Below are 21,135 nucleotides of genomic sequence, written 5' to 3'. Positions count from 1 at the left end.
GGCTCCGGGCTGCGCAGTGCGCCGTGGCTGGCCGTCGCCGTCGCGGACCGGCCGTGGGGGGGGGGCGCCGCCCCGGGGGGGGGGGGGGTGCTGCTGGCCCATTCCCAGGGCCAGCAGCAGCCCGCCGACGACAAGCAGGACCGGAATGGCCACAGCGAATACCGTGCGAAGGCACCGGCGGTACGCGTCCGAACTCCCCGCGCTGTCCGGGTCCTCCACCCTTGTCGCTCCGGCGCCGCTGCGGCTGTCTCCGCCGGCGGTGCTGTCGTCTCCGCCGCTCGCCATGGCTCAGCCGCGCCGGTCGGCGGCGGTCCGGGCACGGCGCCGGACGGCGAAGAGTCCGCCCGCAGTGAGTACTGCCGCGGTGCCGCCCGCGATCATGCCTGGAGCCTGGGCACCGGAGGATGAGGCGGTGCCGGTCTCGACGCCTCCGACGGGCATGGAGCCGACAGCCGCGCCCTTGACCATGCCGCAGTTGGCGGGTGCGGTGGCTTCCTGGGGGAGCTTGGGATCGAGTTCGCTCTTTCCGGCCCCGAAGTCGTACTTCTTGTCGCCGTTGACGTCGATGCCGTGCTGTACGACGTGCAGGTCCTTGATGTGGTCCTGGACATCCTGCGAGACGTCGATGGTGCGGGAGTACGTGAGCTTGCCGTCCTTGTCGGCGATGGGCATCCGGTCCACGGCGAGGCCGCTGTCCTTGGACGTGTCGCCCTTCGTCGTAAGGGAGATGTTGATGTCGCCGTACATCGGCAGGCCCTCGGCGGTGGTGACGATGCCGTCGCCGTCCTTGTCCGCGCTCGCGTCCGGGCAGCGGAAGTCGTGCCCGTCGGTGGAGCCGTGGATGTGCTGTGCGTGGGGCTGGCCGGGGACGAGGCCGGAAACCTCGATCTTCACTGTCAGCTTCCGGTTCTCCACGCTCACCAGAGCCGCACCGGTGGCGGCGGAGCCGTTCAGCGGCGCCAGGTCTATCTGGTACGTCTCACCGGCCTTGCCCTGGGACGCCGTACTGCTGCCCTGCCCGCCGTGTTCGCTGTGCCCGCTGTCGGCGATGGACGGCGTGGCCGCCAGGAGCGTGAGTGCGGCGGGCAGGGCCATAAGGGCCGTGAGTCGGGCTGTGCGCTGGGCTGTCACTGAGATGCATCTCCTTCGGGCGGCCACCGGCTTCCGCCGGCGCCGCGTTCCGGCAGTCGGACTGCTGTGCCCTTCTATTCGGCGGCCTGCGCCCGGCGGATTGGTCTCGTCCGAAGCTTCCACGGGGACATGACGCAAGCGGCGCGGGGCCGCACCGGTGAGGAGGTCGTCACCCGGCCGCTTGCCTCTCTCGGACGCCGGGCCGGGCCGATCGGCATCAGCCGGAGAAAGCCCGCTGCGGACAGCCGCCGGGGGTGAGGAGCGGTCCTGTCTCTGAGACACGCAGCAGCGGAATACCTCCCATGAGCCGAGCCCGGGAGTTCGGCGCAGACCCGGCGCACGCGCGCTCCGAGGGCGAGGCCGGCCTCATCAGAGGGTCTGTTGCCGGCGGGTTGCGGCCCCGTCGGCCCGTCGGTCCGATCCTGGGTGCCGTCCAGCCTCCTCATTTCAGCGCTGACCTGGCCACCTATACGGAAACGCGGAGGAGTTCCCCGCCGCCTGCTGATTTCAGCAACGCCATCAATTCGGTACGCGTGGTTACCTGTTGATCGGCCGACAGCGGCCAAGCGGGGACCGCGCAGGGTCTTCGGCATCGATCGGCCTAACGCGTCGGCGCGTGTCGCGGTTCGTTCTTCGCTGGTTCAGAGGCTGGCATCAACGGCTTGCCACCTGCGGTTTCGCGTCGGTGTTCCACGCACCGGACCGTCAGAGACAGAAGCAATGGGTGATTCATTGCCTTTCCTCATGCTTGTCTGCTTTCTGCGTGCCGGGCTCCCGGTGCCCGGTGTTCCCTGCCGGCGAAGGCATTCTGACCCTCTGCCTTCATGGAAGCCGTCCGGGCGCTGGACCGGGAGACCACGGCTTCCGGCTGAATCTCCCTCCCTGTCGTGCGGCTCCGCCGCACCCCCGGGAGACGGGTTCGCAGATGAGAGGAACACCTTTGAAGACCACTTCTGCACGGCTGCGTTCACGGCGCACGCTCGATCACTCCCTGGTCGTGCTGGGCGCCGGCGCGCTCGCCACCGGGCTGGCCGTGCTGACCCTGGCGCCTGGTATCAGTGCCGCGTCCAGTCACCGTGAGGCGCCGATGACCGCCGGTGACCCGCGGGCCGACAACACGGACGTGTACGCGTTCACGAGCCCGGACCGCTCCGGCACGGTGACCCTGGTCGCGAACTGGATCCCGTTCCAGGAGCCCAACGGCGGGCCGAACTTCTACGCGTTCGCGGACGACGCCCGGTACAACGTCAAGATCGACAACACCGGTGACGGCGCCGCCGACGTCACGTACACCTGGCGCTTCCGCAACCAGGTGCGCGACGCGGAGAACCAGTTCCTGTACAACACCGGCCCGGTCCGCAGGATCGACGACCCGAACTTGAACTTCCGCCAGACCTACGACCTGACCGTCACCGAGGGCGGAAGCACCCGCACACTGCTGCACAACGCCCCCGTCGCGCCGTCCCGCGTCGGCAGGGCATCAATGCCCAACTACGGCGCCCTGCGCGCCCAGGCCGTCCGCCAGGTGCCCGGCGGCGCGAAGGCGTTCGCGGGCCAGGCGGAGGACCCGTTCTTCGCCGATCTGCGGGTCTTCGACCTGCTGTACGGCGGTAACCTCAGCGAGCGCGGCCAGGACACCCTCGCCAGATACAACGTCAACTCGGTCGCCCTTCAGGTGCCGAAGAAGTTCCTTGCGCTGCGCGGTAATGCCACCCGTAACCCCGTCGTCGGCGTGTGGTCAACCACGGACCGCGAGGGCGCGGACGTCATGGGTGACAGGAAGAAGACCAGCGACAGCCTCCGGCAGGTCTCGCGCCTGGGCAACCCGCTGGTCAACGAGGTCGTCGTACCGCTCAAGTACAAGGACGCCTTCAACTCGATCTCCCCGGACCAGGACCGCACCGTGCAGCCCGTGGTGGACAAGGTCTATGACCCGATCCTGCCGAAGCTGATCCAGAAGATCTACGGAATCCCCGCCCCCGCCACCCCGCGCAACGACCTCGCCGAGATCTACCTGACCGGTATCTGCAAGGCGTGCGGGCCGATCAAGGCCGATCTGAACGCGCACCGGCTCAACAAGGACGCCGACCCCAGGCAGATCTTCCCCGCCGAGGAACTGCGCCTGAACATGGGCATCGCGCCCGCCAAGAGGCCGCAGCGCCTCGGCGTGCTCGCCGGTGACCTGGCCGGCTTCCCCAACGGACGCCGCCTCACCGATGACGTGATCGACATCTCCCTCCAGGCCGTCGAGGGCGCCGCGCAGACCGGGAAGCTCGTTCCCGCGCTGGCCGCAGGCGACAAGGTCGACACAAACGACGTCCGTTTCGGGAAGACCTTCCCGTACCTGGCGCTCCCGAGCACCAGCAAGTCGGGCGGCAGGAGCAACAACCGCGCCGCCGAAGCCGGCCAGGCGTCCACCGCGCTCGACCCCACCAACGCCGTAGCCATCGGCGGCGTGGGCGCGCTCCTGCTCGGCACCGGCGGATTCCGCCTGTGGCGCCGCAGGAACACCCACGCGGGCTGACCGGCACCGCACCGCTCGTCGAGCGACGTCGCGCCGTACTCCATGCCGTCGCCGTGACGCGACCAGGCACCGCCTGGCCACGGCCCGACCGGCCGACCACCGGTCTCCCCCGGCCGGACGGGGACCCCGCCTCCGTCCGGCCGACATCCGTGACCCGGGCGCTGAGACCCCTCTCGGCGCCACCCCGACTCATGTACGCGCTCCGCGAGGAGGACCGTGCCCCAGCAGACCGGCACCGCCGATCCGGCCGCCGACCCGAACTCCCGTCCTCCCGGCCGCAGAAAGATGCGCACCGCCGCCGTCACCGTGGTCCTGGGGGCCGCGCTGTTCGTCGCGGGCACGATCGGCCTTTCGCCGTTCGGCCGGGATCCCGGCACCGCCAAGGACGAGCGGCCTGCCGCCGGTTCACCTCGCGGCTCGATCCCCGCGCTCCAGGCGGACCTGCGCAGGCTGCCGAACAACCACATCGGCTGGGCGCGGTTGGGCATGGCGTACGTCCAGCAGGGCCGCACCACCGCCGACCCCGAGATCTACGCCAAGGCCGAGTCCGCGCTCAACAGGTCTCTGAAGGTCCAGCCGCGTGACAACTACCAAGCGGAGACCGGCATGGGCGCGCTCGCCGCCGCCCGTCACGATTTCGCGACCGCCCTGGCCTGGGGCCGCAGGGCCGCGGCAACCAACCCGTCCAACGCCGCCGCACAGGGGGTGCTCGCCGACGCATACACCCAGCTCGGGAGGTATGAGGAGTCGTACCGCGCCGTACAGCGCATGACCGACCTGCGGCCCGACACCTCCTCGCTCGCCCGCGCCTCCTACACCTGGGAGCTGCGCGGCGATATCCCGCAGGCCCGCGCGCTCATGCGGCGCGCGCTCGACGACGCCTCGTCGCCGTCCGACCAGGCCTTCGCGCGGCTCCATCTCGCCACGCTAGCCAAGGACTCGGGCGACCCGGAAGCCGCGCTGCGGGAAGCGGAGAGCGGGCTGAAGGCGGCTCCCGGCGACGCGCCGCTGCTGGAGGCGCGTGCCCGCGCGCACGCCGCGCTCGGCCACGACAGGCAGGCGGTGGCCGACTACACGGCGGCCGTCGCGGTCGTTCCGCTGCCGCAGTACGTCCTCGGTCTCGGCGAACTCCAGCAGTCCCTGGGCCGGGACGCCGAGGCCGGCGCCCAGTACGGCATCCTGCGCGCGCAGGAGCAGGTGCGCCGGGCCGGGAACGCCCCGGCCGACACGGACGCGATCCTCTTCGAGGCCGACCACGGCGACGCCGGGCAGGCCGTCACGATGGGGCGCACCGCCGTGCGGGCGCGGCCGTTCATCGCCGTACAGGACGCCTACGCCTGGGCGCTGCACCGTGCGGGGCGGGACGCGGAAGCCCTTCCACACGCGGACAGGTCCCTGGCGGTCGGGACGCGCAGCGCGCTCCACCACTACCACCGCGCGATGATCCGTGCCGAACTCGGAGACACCGAGGGGGCGCGGAGGGATCTCGACCAGGCGCTGGCCATCGACCCGCACTTCCACCCGCTGCACTCCCCGCTCGCCCGCGCTGCTCGCGACCGAATCGACGCCGCCTCATGAACCACACATCGCGCCGCGTCCTCGCGGCCGGGCTGCTGCTGACCGCCGCTGCCGTCACCGGGGGCGCGACCGCGCCCGCCGCCTCCGCGCACCCGCTCGGCAACTTCACCGTCAACCACCACACCGGCCTCACACTCCACCAGGACCGCATCGACGCCGTTCTCGTGGTCGACCGCGCCGAGATCGCCGCCGCGCAGGAGCTGCCAGGAGTCGACCAGGACGGCAGCGGAGCCGTGAACGCCGCCGAGGCACGGGAGTACTCGCGTACGGCCTGTGCGAGCGCCGCCCACGGCCTCGGGGTCAAGAACGGAGGTATGGCGCTCGACTTCACCGTCCGGGACAGCGACTTCACCTACCACCCCGGCGAGGCCGGGCTCCGCACGAGTCGGCTCCGCTGCGCGCTCACCGCGCCGACGGATCTGCGACGACCGGCGGAGGTCACCGTACGCACCGCCTACGACAGCCGCCGGATCGGGTGGCAGGAGATCACCGCGCGGGGCAGCGGCGTCACGCTGAAGACCAGCGGCGTGCCCGCCGCGTCGGCCACCGACGAACTGCGGCGCTATCCGACCGACCCGCTGGCGTCGCCGCTCAACCAGCGGTCCGCCGATCTGCGTACGGAACCGGGCGGGTCGGGCGGGGGTGTGACGGGGACCGCCGGGCTGCCCGGTGCGGACTGGGTCCCCGGGCCCGTCATCGCCGCGCTGGACAGGGTGTCCGGCACCTTCGACTCACTCGTCGGTACGCGCGAACTGACCCTGCCGGTCGGGCTGTTGGCGCTGCTCCTGGCCGTTGTTCTCGGCGCCTCGCACGCGGCCATGCCTGGCCACGGCAAGACCATCATGGCCGCCTATCTCGCGGGCCGCCGCGGTACTCCGCGCGACGCGGTGACGGTCGGCGTGACCGTCACGCTCACCCACACCGCCGGGGTGCTCGCCCTCGGGTTTCTGCTGCCGGTCGCCACCACGCTAGCCGGGGAGACCGTATTGACGTGGCTCGGGCTGGCCAGCGGACTGCTGGTGACCGGGATCGGGCTGTGGCTGCTGCGCTCCGCCGTACGGGGCGGACCCATGCACGGGCATCATCATCACGGGCACGGACGGCACGGGCATCACCATCACGGTCCGAACGGGCATGACCACGGCCACGACCATCCGCATCCGCATCCGGAGCCGGGCGCCGATGACGGGCCGTCCGCCGTCGCCGTACTCACCCCCGTCCGGACCCAGCCGCACACCCACGACCACACCCATCCGGCCACCGCGACCCGTGGTGGGCTCATCGGCATGGGCATCGCGGGCGGTCTCGTCCCGAGCCCCTCGGCTCTCGTCGTCCTCCTCGGTGCCGTCGCCCTGGGCCGTACCGCCTTCGGGGTGCTGCTGGTTCTTGGCTACGGACTCGGCATGGCCGGCACACTCACCCTGGCCGGACTGCTGCTGGTCCGCCTGCGCGACCGAGTCAAGCGCAGCACGCGCGCCGCTGCGGCCATCCGCTCGAAAAGGCTCGGGAAACTGGCCCGCTGGGGCCCGGTGGCGACCTCCACGCTCGTCCTGCTGGTCGGCATCGGGCTGACCCTGCGTGCGGCCACCGGCCCCTGGTGACCCGTATCGGTCGAGCCTGATGGGCAGGGGCGGTATGGGCTGGATGTCCCATGGGTACAGATACGGGTCCCGCGCGCGGTCCGGCGCGCGCGGGACCTGACGGGCGGGGTGGGGTCGGCATGGGTGCTGCAGGGGGAATTCTGGCCTTGATGGGGTCGGGCGAGACAAGCCCTACCATGGTGACGCTGCACCAGGAGCTGGCCGCCGGCCTCGGCCACGAGTCGGACGCGGTGATCCTGGAGACGCCGTACGGCTTCCAGATCAACCGGGACGCGATCTCCGCCGGCGCACGCGAGTACTTCCGCCGGAGCGTCGGACTGACCACGGCGGTGGCGCCCGACACGGACGCGGACTCGGACGGTGTACGTGATCGACTGCGGCGCGCCGGCTGGGTGTTCTCCGGCCCCGGCAGCCCGTCGTACGCCCTGGGCCGCTGGCACACCCAGCGCGTCGGAGAGATCCTGCGCGAGCGGGTGCACCGCGCCCATGGAGTCACGGTGATGGCCTCCGCCGCCGCGTGCACGGTCGGCTTCGCGGCGCTGCCGGTGTACGAGGTGTACAAGGCCGGGCACCCACCGGTGTGGCTCGACGGGCTCGACCTCATGGGGGCGCTCGGCCTGCGGGTAGCGGTGATCCCCCACTACGACAACGCCGAGGGCGGCACGCACGACACCCGCTTCTGCTACCTCGGCGAACCCCGCTTGGCCGCTCTCGAACGCGAACTGCCCGATGAAAGTGCCGTCCTGGGCATTGACGAGCACACCGCGCTCCTCATCGACCTCGACGCGGCGACGGCACGTGTGTGGGGGCGGGGCGTGCTGACCGTACGCCGACGCGGCGTCAGCGTCCCGGTCGGCGCGGGCACCACTCTCACCCTGGACGAATTGCGCGATCTGGTGGGCGGTGAACGGAGGGCAACGGTCACGGTCCCCGCGCCCCGTGCCGGCGACTCCCCGGGTGCCGCCCCCGCCACCGACAGTCCACCCACGCTCCAGGAGGCCGTCGCTGCGGCGGAGGCGCGCTTCGACAGCGCCCTCGCCGCACGCGACGCCGAGAGGATGGTGGCGGCCGTCCTCGACCTGGAAGCGGTGATCGCGGCTTGGGGCGCGGACATGGAGGAGGACCAGGGCGGCGAATGGGCCCGTACCGTACTACGCGGCATGATCCGCCAGTGCGTACCGCACGCCCAGCGCGGCATGGACGAACCCCAAGCCACCCTGGAGCACATCGTGCCTCCGCTGCTCGACCTGCGCGGACAATTGCGCACGAGCGGCGCGTACGACGTGGCCGACCGGCTACGCGACGCCCTCGCCGCCGGCAGGGTGCATATCCACGACACACCGTCCGGCAGCGAGTGGCGGCGTACCGAGGAGGACGCGCCCGCGTCACGCGAGTGAGATGGACCGCTCGCTTCCGCTCGACATGCAGTTGCACATCATGTGCAATAACGTCGCCGCAGGGACCGAGACCAGGACCCGTCCGACGATCCAGGAGCCGTCGCACGATGACGCCCACCCCAGACACCCACCCCCTCAAACCGGTCGTCTGCGACGCGCCGCCGCCGGTCCTCGTCGAAGCTCTGCTGCTGCGGCACGACCCGGCCGAGGGGTTCGCCTACCGCCGGCTGCTGACGGCGCTGGGCGGCCGGGACCGTCCCGACGACATCGCGCGGGACCTCGCGTTGCTGAGGGAGGACGATGAGCGCCATCTCGTACACTCCACCAGCTGGCGCGCGACCGACGAGGGCCAGATCGTCCTTACTTACCTCGTCCATCCGGACCCGGTGCCCGACCAGCCCGGCACCCCACTTCCCGACCCGGGGGCCATCGCCCGATCTCCGAGGCCCGGCCACCCCACCCCACCGGATCTGAAGGTGCACCACGTCGTCGCACACGCCGTCCGGCACCTCGCCTTCCTGGCCCGTACGGACCCGGCCGTCGCCGCGCATCTGGCCTCCTCGAACGACAGCGCGGACGCCTCCCTCGGCCAACTCGCCGACGTGACGGCCGGGCAACTCCACCGCGCCTGAGACCGCCCCGTTCGGCCGCAGATTCGTTGCGAGGCCCCCGCACGCGTGGTGCCCTGTGACTAGCTCAAACGTCACACTCTGGGGCTTTTGCTGTGAAGTCATCCTCGGGAAGGGCTCCTCTTGGGCCCGAGTGCCACCCGGAGCCCCGCAACTTCAGCCGCGCAGCCCCCGGACACCGGGACACGCGGCTCTCACCCGATCGGATGATCATGCGCTCCTTCCACCTGCCCAGACGAAAGCCGGCGTCCCGCCGGGCCGAACGCACCCTCGCCTCGGTCGGCACCCTCACGCTGATCGGCGCAGCGGCCGTCACCGGCCTCGCGCCCGCAACGAGTTCGGCCTCCAGCCACCGCGAGGCGCCGATGACGGCAGGCGATCCGAAGGCCGACAACACCGATGTGTACGCCTTCACCAGCCCGGACAAGCCCGACACCGTCACCCTGGTGGCGAACTGGATCCCGTTCCAGGAGCCCAACGGCGGACCGAACTTCTACCCGTTCGCCAACGACGCGCGCTACAACATCAAGATCGACGCGGACGGCGACGGCAAGCCCGACACGACCTACACGTGGGAGTTCACGGACCACATCCGTGACTCGGCGGACCAGTTCCTCTACAACACCGGCGTCGTCAAGAACCTGGACGACCCGACCCTGAACTTCCGCCAGACGTACGACCTGACGGTCACCGACAGCACCGGCAACCGCAAGACGCTCCTCGACGACGCTCCCGCAGCCCCCTCGAACGTGGGCAAGGCGTCGATGCCCGGCTACGCGTCACTTCGCGAGCAGGCCGTGAAGCAGTTGCCGGACGGCGGCCAGACGATGGCCGGCCAGGCGTCCGACCCCTTCTTCCTGGACCTGCGGATCTTCGACCTCCTGTACGGCGGCAACCTCTCCGAGACGGGCCACAACACACTCGCCGGGTACAACGTGAACACCATCGCCATCCAGGTGCCGAAGAAGTCCGTGGCCCTGAAGGGCGACGCCACCCGTAACCCCGTGATCGGCGTATGGTCCACGACCGACCGCAAGGGAACCGACGTCACCGGCAGCAAAGGCGGCGAGAACGCCGCGGACGTGGACCCAGCGACTGCGAACGGCAAGGCACAGGACGCCGGCGCCGCACCCGACAAGGGTGGTGAGGGTGGGTGGCGCCAGGTCTCGCGCCTGGGCAACCCGCTGGTCAACGAGGTCGTCGTGCCGCTGAAGTACAAGGACGCCTTCAACGCGCTCAGCCCCGACAAGGACGCCTCCGTCACCCCGGTCGTGAACGCGGTGAAGGACCCGATCGTCCCCAAGCTCGTCAAGAGCATCTACGGGATCCCCGCCCCCGCCACTCCGCGCAACGACCTGGTCGAAATCTTCCTCACCGGTATCTGCAAGGCGTGCGGCCCCATCAAGGCCGACCTCAACGCGCAGCAGCTCAACAAGGACGCGGACAAGGCGGCGATCGTGCCCGCCGAGGAACTGCGGCTGAACATGTCCGTCCCGCCCGCCGCCAAGCCCAACCGGCTAGGCGTCCTCGGCCAGGACCTGGCCGGCTTCCCCAACGGCCGCCGGCTCAACGACGATGTCGTCGACATCGAACTCCAGGCCCTCGAAGGCGCCGCCCAGACCGGCAAGATCGTGCCCGCGCTGGCCGCCGGAGACAAGGTCGACACCCCCTACCGCGAGCCCGGTGACTCCTTCCCATACGTGGCACTGCCCAACACCGCGGCCGTCAACCAGGCCGACGCCCTCCACCCCGACGGCGGCGTCGGCGCGGGCCTCGGCGGCAACGCCTTCGGCGGCGGCTTCCCCGTCGGCCCCGTCGCGGCCGTGGGCGGCGGCGCCCTGCTCGCCTGCGCCGGTGTCATGGCCCTGCGCCGACGGCGCGCCGAGCGGGTATGACCAGCCCGCTCTTCTCCGGTCGCCCGCCCTGCTCCTGGCGGGGCGGGCGACCGCGCCACGGCCGGGGATTCCGCCCTGCGAGGCGCCGAACAGCCGCCGCCGGAACGGCCTTCGCCGGTATAGCACTGGCCTGCGTCGGGATCTCCGCGCTGATATCCACGCCTGAGCCGACTCCCGCGCGGACGGAGATCGGCATCCTGCCCGTCAACTCGGGCCCGGACGAGGCCGCCGCCCCCTCCGCAAGCCGTACACCCACCTCACCCCCGGCCCGCATACGCATACCCGCCATCGGACTCGACCAGAGCCTCCTCGGACTGCGGGTGCAGCAGGACGGCCGCCTCGGCGTCCCCAAGGACCCCGCCCGGGTGGGCTGGTGGAGCGACGGCCCACGGCCCGGCGACCCCGGTGCGGTGGTGATCGTCGGCCACGTCGACTCGGCCACCGGACCGGGCGCTTTCCACGCACTGTCCTCACTGCGCCCAGGCGACAGGATCACCCTGCGCCGCGAGGACGGCAGCGACGCGATATACACGGTCCAGGCCCTGCGGCAGTACGAGAAGGACGCCCTTCCCGACAGCCAGGTCTACGCGACCACCGGTCCGCCCGGCCTGCGGCTGATCACCTGCGGCGGCACGTACGACCGCGAACGTGGCGAATACCGCGACAACCTGGTCGTCTACGCGATGCCGAGCCAGGCCCACTGAGTACGCACGGTGTCGCGCGCAGCACCGGAGCAGACCCCGAAACAGCCCACCATGCAAGACCGTCGATCAACGGTCAGCGCTATACGGCGGCGCTTGCGCCCGAATCCGAACTGCGCTTCCGCAATTCACTTGCCTCACGGAGATCCAGGACCACCCGCGGCGTAGAGGTCGCCCTGTCCCTGGCCAGCCTGTGCCGCGCCCCCCACCCCACATATAGGGATGTCACAACCCGCGAGGTTCCGGGCCCGAGGCAGTCTGGATCCTCGTGGGTGCTGAGTGGGCGCAAGCAGCCCACCGCCAATCTCCGACTTCTCGGAAGCATCCGGCACTTGAGTTCGGTGAGACGACTTGCCCTCGGCGAGATGCGACAGGGCTGGGGTCACCCCTGAAACTGCCATGTTCCGGCAACTCTTGAGAGAGGGAAACTGTTGCCTCGCCGACGCTGTTGCGGGTCCCGCTGGCGAGCACGGTCGGAGCGCCCGTTCACGACCCCGGCACGGCCGCGCCCGACGTACCCGTCGTCATCACCGCCGTGCCCGACCAGGCGGCGCTCACCGACTTCAGCATCCTGCCCACGACGCTGCGGCTCATCAACGCGCTGAGGAAAGCCGGGCGCGACGTCAGCGCCGAGTGGCCGACCGCCCTCCGAGCCCTCCTCGACTACGTGCCCGTCGCCGTGGGATACGTCGACGAAGACCTCGACCTGCCCCTTCCCGACCCGGGATTCACCGACAGGATCCGCGCCCCGACCGCCCGCCGGCCGAAGCCTCCCAGGCTCAGGCGCCACGGGACGAGCACGCTGCCCGAAAGGACGCCGTCGTCGTCGGCGCACTCCCCATGCCGCCAGCAGGAGAAGTCCTGCACCTGAACCTCAGGGCGGCACAGACGTGGAAAACGAGCCGACCCCCCTTGGCATACCGCAGCCGCGGGGAGTCGGACCGCCTTGACCAGCGCGCCCTGTACGGCATCCTCATCCGCCGCGAGATCGGCCCTCAGGCGGACAAGGATGCCGAGCGCGCGCAGCGTGAGGCCGCTCAGCAGGGCCTCGTTCAGCGCGGCCGATGGCCGCCTGCCGTTGCGTCAGGCCATCCGCCCAACCGGGCTGAGGCGGCTCCGCGTCCGTCGTCATCCGGGCTGGAGCGAGGTGGCCGCTGCATCCGCCTCGGCCAGCCGAACACGTGCCACGTCCATCGCCGACTCGATGTCACGCGTGCCTGTCGAGACACACAGGGTGTAGGCGAGATCATCCAACCGGCGCCGGGCACCGGGGATGCCGCCGGAAGCGTTCAGTACCAGCTGCGCTTCGTACTCCTCGACCGTCTTGCGGAGAATCGCGGGGTGGGCCAGCAACACTGTGGGGCTCCTCGATCTGCGAGGGGTCGCGTCTGCGCGCGACAAGTGGACAGGCGAGTGCGTGCGGCGATGGAACCGTGCCAGTGGGACTGCCTGCACGGCCGCCCATGGCTCAGGGCCTGGTGCCCGTGGAAAGGCACCCGATACTTCTCCCTCGATGTGACCTGCGACACGTGGACCGCTTCGGTTCTCCAGGAGGCTGTCGCGGACGAGGACGCCCGGCGCTTCGCTGCCATGCCCGAAGCCTTGCCGATGGGGCGCCGGTGGAGTGGGGGCCTGCGCCGGTGCGGGTATCGCGGATTCCCACGAAATCCGGTGGAGTCTCAGCGGCCGGAAGTGGTTGGGTCCCGCTCAATGCTTCGCTGACACGGCCCGGCACGGTGCGAGGCGCAAGGTCCGAATCGCAGGGCGGTCCAGCCCGCGTGTCGTCGAGTGATGGAGGTTATCGCGGTGGCTGGTTATGGGTCGCTTTCCGACGTATACGAGTGGCTGATCGGGGACGACAGGGTGACCCCCGCCAAGGCAGCCGCGGTTTACTACAGCGATGTCGTGGGCTCTCTGCCGCCCAACGCGCGCGTCCTCGACTGCGCGTGCGGAACCGGCCAGCTCGCCGTCGGTCTCGCGAGTCTTGGCCTTGACGTGGTCGCCGCGGACGCCAGCGATGGGATGGTTCGCCGGACCGAGAAGGTCGCCGACGAGCAGGGTGTCTCGCTTCGAGCCCTCCGCGCGAGCTGGGACGAGCTGCCCGACCACCTGGAGGACTCCACGTTCGATCTGGTGTTCTGCGTCGGCAATTCGCTCGGGCACGCCGAGGGCGCAGCCGGGCGCCTGACCGCACTGGAAGCGATGTCGCGGCTGCTGAATCCGGGCGGACGCCTTGTGCTCCACTCACGCAACTGGGAGCTCGTGCGCTCCGCCGGCTCACGGGTAGACGTCCGCGATCGACTCATCCGCCGCAACGACCGCGATGCGGTCGTCAGCTACTACTGGCAGATCGAGCAGCGCTGGGAGCAGGAACACTTCCTCGAGATCGTGGTCGCACAGATCGAGCCGGATGGGGCAGTGCGAGCCTGCTCGGAGCGGTTGTCCATCTGGCCCTACCGGTACGAGGACCTCGTGGCGCAGTTGCGGAGCGTCGGGCTTACGTTGCAGTCCACCACCTTCGACCCCGAGAGCGACGGATACCTGGTGGTCGCCAGCCGCGACCAGGCGCGAGGCACGTCTGAGCCGGCGCGCTGATCCGCTTTTCGTCATTGTCGTTGCTGACCTGCCGGCAGACGAAGCAGAGGCCGCCTCCTTGATCGGCAACGGCGACAGACAAGATCGTCGGTGGCTCGAAGAAATACGTGCTGGGCGCTTCAATGCCCTGCGCGTTCTACCGAGGTGCATCCCAACGGCAGCTTCTCGTCTTGCTCTGGTGGGACTGACACGGACCGCCTCATCGTCGGATCGCGTCAGCGGCTGGGGAACTACGTGAACCTCCACATGAGGAATTACGTGAGCGTCCACACCGGGTAGAGGCTCTCGCTACCCGGACGGGTTGATCCGGTGCAGGCCCCAGATGAACCCGGCGAACCCGTGACATGGCGTCCGGCGGTGTCCGGTCCCTCGACGTAGGTTCCGACGTCAGTCGGCTGGTGTCCACGGCGGGGCATGGGTGATGTTGACGGCGTCGCAGTTCCGGCACTCCCACTCATCGGGCACCCGGTACAGCTCTTGCCAGAATCCGGCTGGGGACCATCCCCGCGGGCGCGGGGAGCGCCCGTACCAGCGATGCGCGGGCGCGCTGGTGTCGGGACCATCCCCGCGGGCGCGGGGAGCACTCTCACTCTCTAGACGTCTGAGACGCTCGATGGGGACCATCCCCGCGGGCGCGGGGAGCACTCATGTCGTGTCTCCGTGGTGTGGGCCGGGGTGGGACCATCCCCGCGGGCGCGGGGAGCACTGTACCTGCTGCGCCAGCGCGTCCCGGGCCTCGGGACCATCCCCGCGGGCGCGGGGAGCACTTCGGTGCCCGGTGCCGTCCGGACCACGCCCGGGGACCATCCCCGCGGGCGCGGGGAGCACCCCGACGGGAAGTCGGTCGGGTTGGCATTCGGGGGACCATCCCCGCGGGCGCGGGGAGCACGAGGTCTCGTTGAGGGCAGGGAACAGCGATCCGGGACCATCCCCGCGGGCGCGGGGAGCACTGTCGGTGACCTGGGGTTTTCAGGCGGGTGGGGTGCAGTTTTCGAGTCTTTCATCGATTCGCACATTCTGCTCAAATACTTCTCATTCATCGTTTAGCGAAGCGGCGGCGTTGTAAGGCTTTGCTCCAGCCGGGTTTGGGTGTGTTGGCAGCTGGAAGCGGTGTGCTGGTGTCGGGGCGGACACTGTCCCCCAAATGCCGCCACAAGGGCAGCCAGCCCCCGCTATCCCGGTCATGCTTCGCCCACACGGTCCGCACCGGCCCCACCAGGCGCGCACCAAGTTCTAAACCAGACTCCGCATCACTCGTCATGCCAGATAAATACAGTCAAACCAACAGCCACGGCACGTAAATGAGAAAACCCGTACACCATGAACCCGCATCAGGTAATACCGAACACCCCGCGAACCAAGCAACCCAGCCGCAGGATGTTAAATGCACCCCATGATCTTTATGTCGGATTCGGTGAAACTACTCGAGAACAGCACCTGCCACCGCTAAAACCCCAGCTCACCGAGCCTGCTCCCCGCGCCCGCGGGGATGGTCCTGTGGGTGTAGGTGATGCCGGAGGCGCCGGCGACTGCTCCCCGCGCCCGCGGGGATGGTCCCGAGACGGACCTGACGGCGTACAGCCTCGTGGCCTGCTCCCCGCGCCCGCGGGGATGGGACCTCCTGCCGCGGCATGAACGGGTTGGGCTTGTTCTGCTCCCGGCGCCGCCGGGCATTCTTTTTCTACGGACGGTCGGGGCCCTTGAGCCGAATGTCTGTGAACCGGCGCCCGTAACGGCCGTCTTCGAGAAATCTCGGGGATAGCGCAACCCAGCCCCAAGACCACCAACTCGGCAGGAAGCGCCCGAAGGAATGAACGATGTACGGCACAGCCGCCCGCGCGGAGCTGGTCACCTTCACACCAACGACCGTACGACGCCGAGCTTCACGCCCCCGCCGATGACAGAATCTGATTACTCGCCAGTAGGGTCAGCAAGTGTTTGATTAGACCTGGTCACAGGTGCCAACACCTGCGCCCCCTCGCCGGTGCGGTGAGGGGGCTCGGCGAAGGACCTGCGGCATGCCGTCGAAGGATCAATCAGGCCAGGTCAGCGCACCCGGCCCCGGGGCTTCAGGGCCACCGGTGGGAGGTCCGGAGCCGGCAGGGGCGTGCCCGCGTAGCCCTTTACCTCGCCGAAGCGGGGGCCGTCCATCCAGTCCTGGCGCGCCGCCTCGATCTCCTCGTGGGAGCGGCCGATGAAGTTCCACCACATCACGATCTCCTCCTCGAAGGGCTCGCCGCCCAGCAGCATCAGGCCGGCCTCCGAGTCCGTGCGGAGCGGGAGTTCCGTGCGGCCGCAACCGAGGTAGAGCATCGAGCCCGCCGGGACCGGGACCCCGTCGACCCTCGCCTCGCCCGACATCGCCAGGACCGCGTACTCGAAGTCGGGGTCCAGCGGCAGGCGGGCGTCCGTGCCCGGGGTGAGCGTGAGGTCCGCGCCGACCAGGGGGGTGTACGTCGTGCCCGGGGAGGTCGCGCCGTCCAGGGTGCCCAGGATGACCGTGGCCGTCAGGCCCTGCGCCGCGACCACGGGGAGGTCCGCGTGGTGCTGGAAGTGCGGGTCGACGTTCCGGTGGGCGTCGGGGAGCGCGACCCATAGCTGGGCTCCGTGCAGGAACCGGGCGTGCGAGCGCGGGCTCTCCTCGGAGTGGCTGATCGCGCGGCCCGAGGTCATGAGGCCGAGTTCCCGGGGGCGTACGGTCTGGAGGCTGCCCAGGCTGTCGCGGTGCAGGACCTCGCCGTCGTGGAGCCAGCTGACCGTCTGGAGTCCCATGTGCGGGTGGGGTGGCACCTGCATACCGGGCTCGTCGGCGATGTCGTCGGGGCCGTAGTGATCGACGAAGGCCCACGCGCCGACCATGCGGCGCCCGAGGTTGGGCAGCAGCCGGCGCACTTCCGTGGACTCGCCGAGCTTGACGTGACGGGGGCTGAGGAGTTCGCGCACCGGCTCGGCGACGACGAAGCCACGGCCGCCGCAGACGGAGAGCGTCGCCTGACGATCAAGATTGCTCATGGCGCCCAACCTAATCCCGTCCGGTACCCGAGGGCAGCATCCACGCGATAACGGTCGGGTAGGTAGTGGAATGTTCAACGACCTCAGGGTGTTGTGGCGTGGTGAAAGCGATCAGCCGGGCATCAAGGGAGGGCAAGTGAACAGCACCTACTACGACTTCGGAACCGCGGCCGAGCGCTGGGCGCGTGCTCGGCAGTTCTTCGACGCCCAGGAGTACGTCACGGCCGCCGGCATCCTGGAGGGGCTGGTCTCCGAGGCGCCGGAGCAGGTCTCGACGCGGCTGCTGCTCGCGCGGGCCTACTACCACTCCGCCCGGCTCCGCAAGGCCGAGACGGAATTGCTCGCGGTGCTGGAGCGTGACCCTGTCGAGCAGTACGCGCGGCTCATGCTGGGCCGCACGCTGGAGCGGCAGGGGCGGGACGGCGACGCCGTACCGCATCTGCGGATGGCCGCCGCGCTGGCGGGCGAGTTCCCCGACGTCGGCTGAGCACATCGACGGCGGCCCGGTCGTGAACGGGCGCGACCGCCAGCTGGGTACGTCGACAGCAGCGCGCTCGCGAACGGTCGCGACCGCCGGCCGGGCGCGCTTCCGGCAAGGCGCGCGAACGGCACCGACGTCGCTATCTCAGGGCGTCCAGCCGTCGCCGTGCCGGACCGAGCGCCCTGCCCCTGGTCGGAATGTCCGACCAGGGGCGGGTGCGCGCCTGCTCCAGCACATTCGTCACCGTCCAGCGCCGCGCCGTGACCGCCGGATCCTTCACCTGGTCCCAGCTGATCGGCGTCGCGACCGGTGCGCCTTCCTTCGGACGTACGGAGAAGGGGGCGACGGCGGTCTGCGCGTACGCGTTGCGCTGCACGTCCAGATAGAGCCGGCCCGCCCGGGCGTCCGTGCGCTGCTCGGTCGTCAGCCGGTCCGGGTCACGGGCCGCCAGCACGCGAGCCACGTCCATGGCGAAGGCCCGTACGTCGTCGAACGGCGTGCTCCGGTCGAGCCGGACGATCACGTGCAGTCCCTTGGATCCGGTCGTCATCGCCATGGCCGGCAGACTCAGCTCGTCGAGCAGTCCGTGGAGCAGCAGCGCGGCGGCGCGTACGGCCTCGAAGTCGTCGTCCGCCGGGTCCAGGTCGAAGACCAGCCGGTCCGGGAAGTCGGGGCGGTCCGCCTGTGACAGCCAGCGGTGGAAGGTGATGGTCGCCTGGTCGGCGAGGAACACGAGCGTCGCGGTGTCGTCGCACACGGGGTGTGTGACCGTCCCGCCCTTCTTCGCCATCTCGGCCTGTCGCGCCCACCGCGGATAGTTGCCCGGGATGTTCTTCTGCATGAAGCGCGGGCCGCCGAGGCCGTCCGGATACCGCTCCAGCATCAGTGGTCTGCCCTTGAGTTCGGGCAGCATATGGCGGGCGATCGAACGGTAGTGCTCGACGAGGTCCGCCTTCGTGAGCTCGCTCCCGGGGCCGGAGGCGGTGTCCGGGAAGAGGACCTTCCGCGGCCGGTGGACCTGTACGGTCCGGCGGCCCGCCCGTACGGTCCCCTCCCCCGCGCCACCTGAGTCTCCGCTCATCGCGCTCATGCCTCCTCGGACCGCACGGGTGCACGGGTTTCAGTGGGTACGGGGCCGCCGTGTGCCGCCCGGCCCCGATGCCTGCCTGCCGCGCGGCGCCGGCACCCCGCGTCGTTCCTTGCGGCGCAGCCGACGACGCTCCTCCTCGTCCGTACCGCCCCAAACCCCGGACGTACGGCCGGTATTGAGCGCCCATTCGAGGCACCGCGTCTCCACCGGGCAGCTGTGGCACACCGCCTTGGCCCGCTCCGTCTGCTCGGCGGCGGGATCGGAGTCCCCCACCGGGAAGAAGAGTTCGGGATCGGCGCCCGTGCAGGCCGCGTCCCGCAGCCATTCCCACGCCTCGGCGCCGGAGCCGGTCCAGTTCTCGTCCGTCGTGCCTGTCGTCGAACCCGCCGTCGTGCCTGTCTGATTGATGTGCAGCCGCGCAGTCATTCAGTCCTCTCCCCGCACCACATTCCAGTCCTGATCCACCGTCTCCTGGCGTCCTTGGCGGTCTCTCGCCTCGCGTTCACGCCGCGTGACGCGGGCCGGTACGCAGGTGCGCAACCGCCCCTCCCGCTTCTCCGGTCGGCCGAGCCTGCCTATGCGGCCCGTCTGGCCATGGTCGGACTCCATGTCTCACTCCTTCTCTCCGTGCAGTCGGTCTCCGTGCGGTCGGTCTCCGTGCGGTCGTACGTCCGTACGTCCGGGCGTCCCGTATGTCCGCGCATTCGCTGTTTCCCGCGCGGGGTTCTCGTCCGAGCGGGTACCCGACGTCCCCGGACCGAAAAGCGCGGGCCCGGTTCTCTGTTACGGCTCCGGGCCCGGCCGACGTACGAGCGACGAGCGACGGGGTGCGTGTGACGAGCTACGAGTCGCGATTCGGGGTTACGTGCCCAGCGGTGTCACGCCTACGCCAAGGACGGCACGAGCGCCGGCGCCAGGGTCACGGCCGGAGCCGGCTCCTTCGCGGCGGCGTCGATCCCACCCACCGGGAGGCTGGGCAGTCGCAGAACGTTCTGCGGCGCCTCGACGCTCCTGGTGAACCAGACAACCTTGCCCTCCACCGTGCCACAGGTGCCCCAGCTGTCGCTGAGTGAGGCGAGACGGGCCAGTCCCCCACCGCCGGCCGACGGCAGTCGGGGCAGTTCGGGACCGTTGTCGGAGACGGCGGCCGTGAGATACCGGGTGGTGCAGCGGAGTTCGACCATGCACTTGTTGTCCTCACCGACATGGCGGTGGACATTGGTCAGCAGTTCGTCGACGCCCGAGCAGACCGGGTCGACGTGCTGGTCGAGATTCCAGTGTCGAAGGTGCGCGGCGACGATGCGCCGGATTTGCGATACGCGCTCCGGAGAGGCGTGCAATTCCACCACGTAGTAACGGCTCAGTGGAATCGTCATGGTCGAGGCTCCTTAACACAGGGGCCCACATACTTCACTTCGTTGTTGCAACGACCCCCGAATACGAAGCGTGAGCGTCAGCCACTTCTGGGTCACTGAAAAGACTGACCCGACGGAGCCGAATGCGCAACTTATCCGGATTGCCCACCGATGGCCGTAGCCGCCCCGGGGACATCGTGCCGGACGGCGCCCCCGGGGAAGACATACAGGTCAGAGGGGGTCCAGGGCGGGTCGGACCACCCTCCTGGGGGTGCCGGGAGGGTTGGTCGAATTCGCTTACACCCGGAAGCCATGTTTACCGCTCCCCCACCGTCTTCAGGCACGGCGCATATCCAGACGCAGCTGGGCCTCCTGCTCCTGGTCGCCCGCGGCCGTACCCAGCACCTCCACCGCGAACGCCCCGGCAAGCCCTTCCTGGAGTCTGGCGACCGCCCAGTAGCCGCCCTGGACGTCCGCGGTCACCGGCCTGGTCAGGGGTGTCGGACCGGGCTTCTCGCCCACCTCCGACACGTCGAAGGTCGAACTCCACACCGTCGGGCGGGCGCCGGGGACTTCCTCCGGCCGGTCGTCGGGCGCGCGGTCCGACGCGAAGACCGTGCGCAGCGCGGCGAACACGGCGTGCGCGTCCCGCGCCTCGCAGCCGCTGAGTTCGACCGTCACCTCTGTGTCGGCGCCCTGTGCCGCCGGGGGCTTCTGTGAGCTTTTCACCGTGGGTACCTCCGCTCGGTCGTGCGTGCCGGGCCGGTCAGCCCGACGGCTCGTCGGGGACGGGCTGTTCGTGCACCCCGCCCGTGCTGGGGTTGCCGCGCCTGCCGGCGCCGGCCTCGTCGGTCTCGGGGAGCTGCGGATCCGGCTCCTCCGGGGCGCCGGGCTGCTCGGCCGGGCCGGAGTCCGGGTCGCGTTCGGGGTCCTTGTCCCGGTCCTTGTCGGGGTCAGGGTCCCGGTCGGAGTCGCTGTCGGGGTCGCGGGCGCTGTCGGGGTCGACTGTGTCCCCCGAGGAGCCCAGGCCCTCGATCTCCACGTCCAGCGGATCGTCTCCGGGCCGGGCGTGCTGGTCGGGCAGATCCCTCGGGACGGCAGCGCCGTTGCCGTGGGACTCGCCCGGATGTCGGTCGTTCACCGTGA

Annotated in this window: 19 protein-coding genes and 2 CRISPR repeat arrays; of the genes, 10 read left to right on the top strand and 9 right to left on the bottom strand. The window is 70.2% G+C overall.

The window, feature by feature from the left end; translation table 11 throughout:
* Positions 1-288: 288 nt before the first annotated feature.
* Positions 289-1,131, bottom strand: a complete 843-nt coding sequence (locus ACFWU9_RS01115; RefSeq protein WP_384313600.1) for a hypothetical protein — start codon at positions 1,129-1,131, stop codon at positions 289-291.
* A 940-nt stretch (positions 1,132-2,071) separates the two neighbouring features.
* On the opposite strand from ACFWU9_RS01115, the gene ACFWU9_RS01110 reads away from it, so the two are divergent.
* The 8 genes from ACFWU9_RS01110 to ACFWU9_RS01075 all read left to right on the top strand — a co-directional run bounded on the left by ACFWU9_RS01110 (position 2,072) and on the right by ACFWU9_RS01075 (position 12,327).
* Complete coding sequence (locus ACFWU9_RS01110; RefSeq protein ID WP_384313598.1) at positions 2,072-3,655, top strand: DUF4331 domain-containing protein; 1,584 nt, start codon at positions 2,072-2,074, stop codon at positions 3,653-3,655.
* A 216-nt stretch (positions 3,656-3,871) separates the two neighbouring features.
* Complete coding sequence (locus ACFWU9_RS01105) at positions 3,872-5,233, top strand: tetratricopeptide repeat protein (RefSeq protein ID WP_384313596.1); 1,362 nt, start codon at positions 3,872-3,874, stop codon at positions 5,231-5,233.
* The gene (locus tag ACFWU9_RS01100; protein ID WP_384313594.1) at positions 5,230-6,834 is read left to right on the top strand and encodes a nickel transporter; all 1,605 of its coding nucleotides are present in this window, start codon (positions 5,230-5,232) and stop codon (positions 6,832-6,834) included. Before ACFWU9_RS01105 ends, ACFWU9_RS01100 begins: the two co-directional genes overlap by 4 nt.
* A gap of 176 nt (positions 6,835-7,010) precedes the next feature.
* Positions 7,011-8,231, top strand: coding sequence for a hypothetical protein (locus ACFWU9_RS01095; RefSeq protein ID WP_384313593.1), 1,221 nt, complete (start codon positions 7,011-7,013; stop codon positions 8,229-8,231).
* A gap of 107 nt (positions 8,232-8,338) precedes the next feature.
* Complete coding sequence (locus tag ACFWU9_RS01090) at positions 8,339-8,863, top strand: hypothetical protein (protein ID WP_384313592.1); 525 nt, start codon at positions 8,339-8,341, stop codon at positions 8,861-8,863.
* A gap of 203 nt (positions 8,864-9,066) precedes the next feature.
* Positions 9,067-10,755: a DUF4331 domain-containing protein gene (locus ACFWU9_RS01085; protein WP_384313590.1), complete on the top strand. Its 1,689-nt coding sequence runs from the start codon at positions 9,067-9,069 to the stop codon at positions 10,753-10,755.
* A complete protein-coding gene (locus tag ACFWU9_RS01080; protein ID WP_384313588.1) occupies positions 10,752-11,459 on the top strand; it encodes a class F sortase in 708 nt (235 codons plus the stop codon). Before ACFWU9_RS01085 ends, ACFWU9_RS01080 begins: the two co-directional genes overlap by 4 nt.
* A gap of 445 nt (positions 11,460-11,904) precedes the next feature.
* Positions 11,905-12,327, top strand: coding sequence for a hypothetical protein (locus tag ACFWU9_RS01075; RefSeq protein WP_384313586.1), 423 nt, complete (start codon positions 11,905-11,907; stop codon positions 12,325-12,327).
* 257 nt (positions 12,328-12,584) lie between these two features.
* On the opposite strand, the gene ACFWU9_RS01070 is transcribed toward ACFWU9_RS01075, so the two are convergent.
* The gene (locus ACFWU9_RS01070) at positions 12,585-12,812 is read right to left on the bottom strand and encodes a DUF5133 domain-containing protein (RefSeq protein ID WP_384313585.1); all 228 of its coding nucleotides are present in this window, start codon (positions 12,810-12,812) and stop codon (positions 12,585-12,587) included.
* Positions 12,813-13,247: 435 nt separating this feature from the next.
* Between ACFWU9_RS01070 and ACFWU9_RS01065 the strand changes: the two genes are divergently transcribed.
* Entirely contained in the window at positions 13,248-14,051 is an 804-nt protein-coding gene (locus ACFWU9_RS01065) for a class I SAM-dependent methyltransferase (RefSeq protein WP_384313583.1), read from the top strand.
* A 494-nt stretch (positions 14,052-14,545) separates the two neighbouring features.
* Positions 14,546-15,001: direct repeats of the CRISPR family, unit length 29 nt; unit sequence GGGACCATCCCCGCGGGCGCGGGGAGCAC.
* A 516-nt stretch (positions 15,002-15,517) separates the two neighbouring features.
* Positions 15,518-15,727: a CRISPR direct-repeat array (repeat unit 25 nt; unit sequence CTGCTCCCCGCGCCCGCGGGGATGG).
* Positions 15,728-16,097: 370 nt separating this feature from the next.
* Here the strand turns inward: ACFWU9_RS01065 and ACFWU9_RS01060 are convergent.
* Positions 16,098-17,063, bottom strand: a complete 966-nt coding sequence (locus tag ACFWU9_RS01060) for a pirin family protein (RefSeq protein ID WP_384313582.1) — start codon at positions 17,061-17,063, stop codon at positions 16,098-16,100.
* A 136-nt stretch (positions 17,064-17,199) separates the two neighbouring features.
* Here ACFWU9_RS01060 and ACFWU9_RS01055 point away from each other — a divergent pair, with 136 nt between their 5' ends.
* Complete coding sequence (locus ACFWU9_RS01055; RefSeq protein ID WP_384313581.1) at positions 17,200-17,550, top strand: tetratricopeptide repeat protein; 351 nt, start codon at positions 17,200-17,202, stop codon at positions 17,548-17,550.
* Between the two features lie 133 nt (positions 17,551-17,683).
* On the opposite strand, the gene ligD is transcribed toward ACFWU9_RS01055, so the two are convergent.
* The 6 genes from ligD to ACFWU9_RS01025 form a co-directional block, all read right to left on the bottom strand.
* A complete protein-coding gene (gene ligD / locus ACFWU9_RS01050; protein ID WP_384313579.1) occupies positions 17,684-18,634 on the bottom strand; it encodes a non-homologous end-joining DNA ligase in 951 nt (316 codons plus the stop codon).
* A gap of 30 nt (positions 18,635-18,664) precedes the next feature.
* Positions 18,665-18,955, bottom strand: a complete 291-nt coding sequence (locus tag ACFWU9_RS01045) for a WhiB family transcriptional regulator (protein WP_384313797.1) — start codon at positions 18,953-18,955, stop codon at positions 18,665-18,667.
* A gap of 105 nt (positions 18,956-19,060) precedes the next feature.
* Positions 19,061-19,243 carry a hypothetical protein gene (locus ACFWU9_RS01040; RefSeq protein ID WP_384313577.1) on the bottom strand — a complete coding sequence of 61 codons (183 nt, stop codon included), beginning with the start codon at positions 19,241-19,243 and terminating at the stop codon, positions 19,061-19,063.
* Positions 19,244-19,518: 275 nt separating this feature from the next.
* Positions 19,519-20,010 carry an ATP-binding protein gene (locus ACFWU9_RS01035; protein ID WP_384313575.1) on the bottom strand — a complete coding sequence of 164 codons (492 nt, stop codon included), beginning with the start codon at positions 20,008-20,010 and terminating at the stop codon, positions 19,519-19,521.
* A 315-nt stretch (positions 20,011-20,325) separates the two neighbouring features.
* Positions 20,326-20,718: a hypothetical protein gene (locus tag ACFWU9_RS01030; protein ID WP_384313574.1), complete on the bottom strand. Its 393-nt coding sequence runs from the start codon at positions 20,716-20,718 to the stop codon at positions 20,326-20,328.
* Between the two features lie 37 nt (positions 20,719-20,755).
* Complete coding sequence (locus ACFWU9_RS01025; protein ID WP_384313572.1) at positions 20,756-21,130, bottom strand: hypothetical protein; 375 nt, start codon at positions 21,128-21,130, stop codon at positions 20,756-20,758.
* Positions 21,131-21,135 lie beyond the last annotated feature (5 nt).

It is taken from the genome of Streptomyces sp. NPDC058653 (genome assembly GCF_042716895.1).
GTDB lineage: Bacteria > Actinomycetota > Actinomycetes > Streptomycetales > Streptomycetaceae > Streptomyces.
The sequence above is the reverse complement of the archived record's forward strand: the minus strand, read 5'-3'. Positions and strand labels throughout refer to the sequence as shown.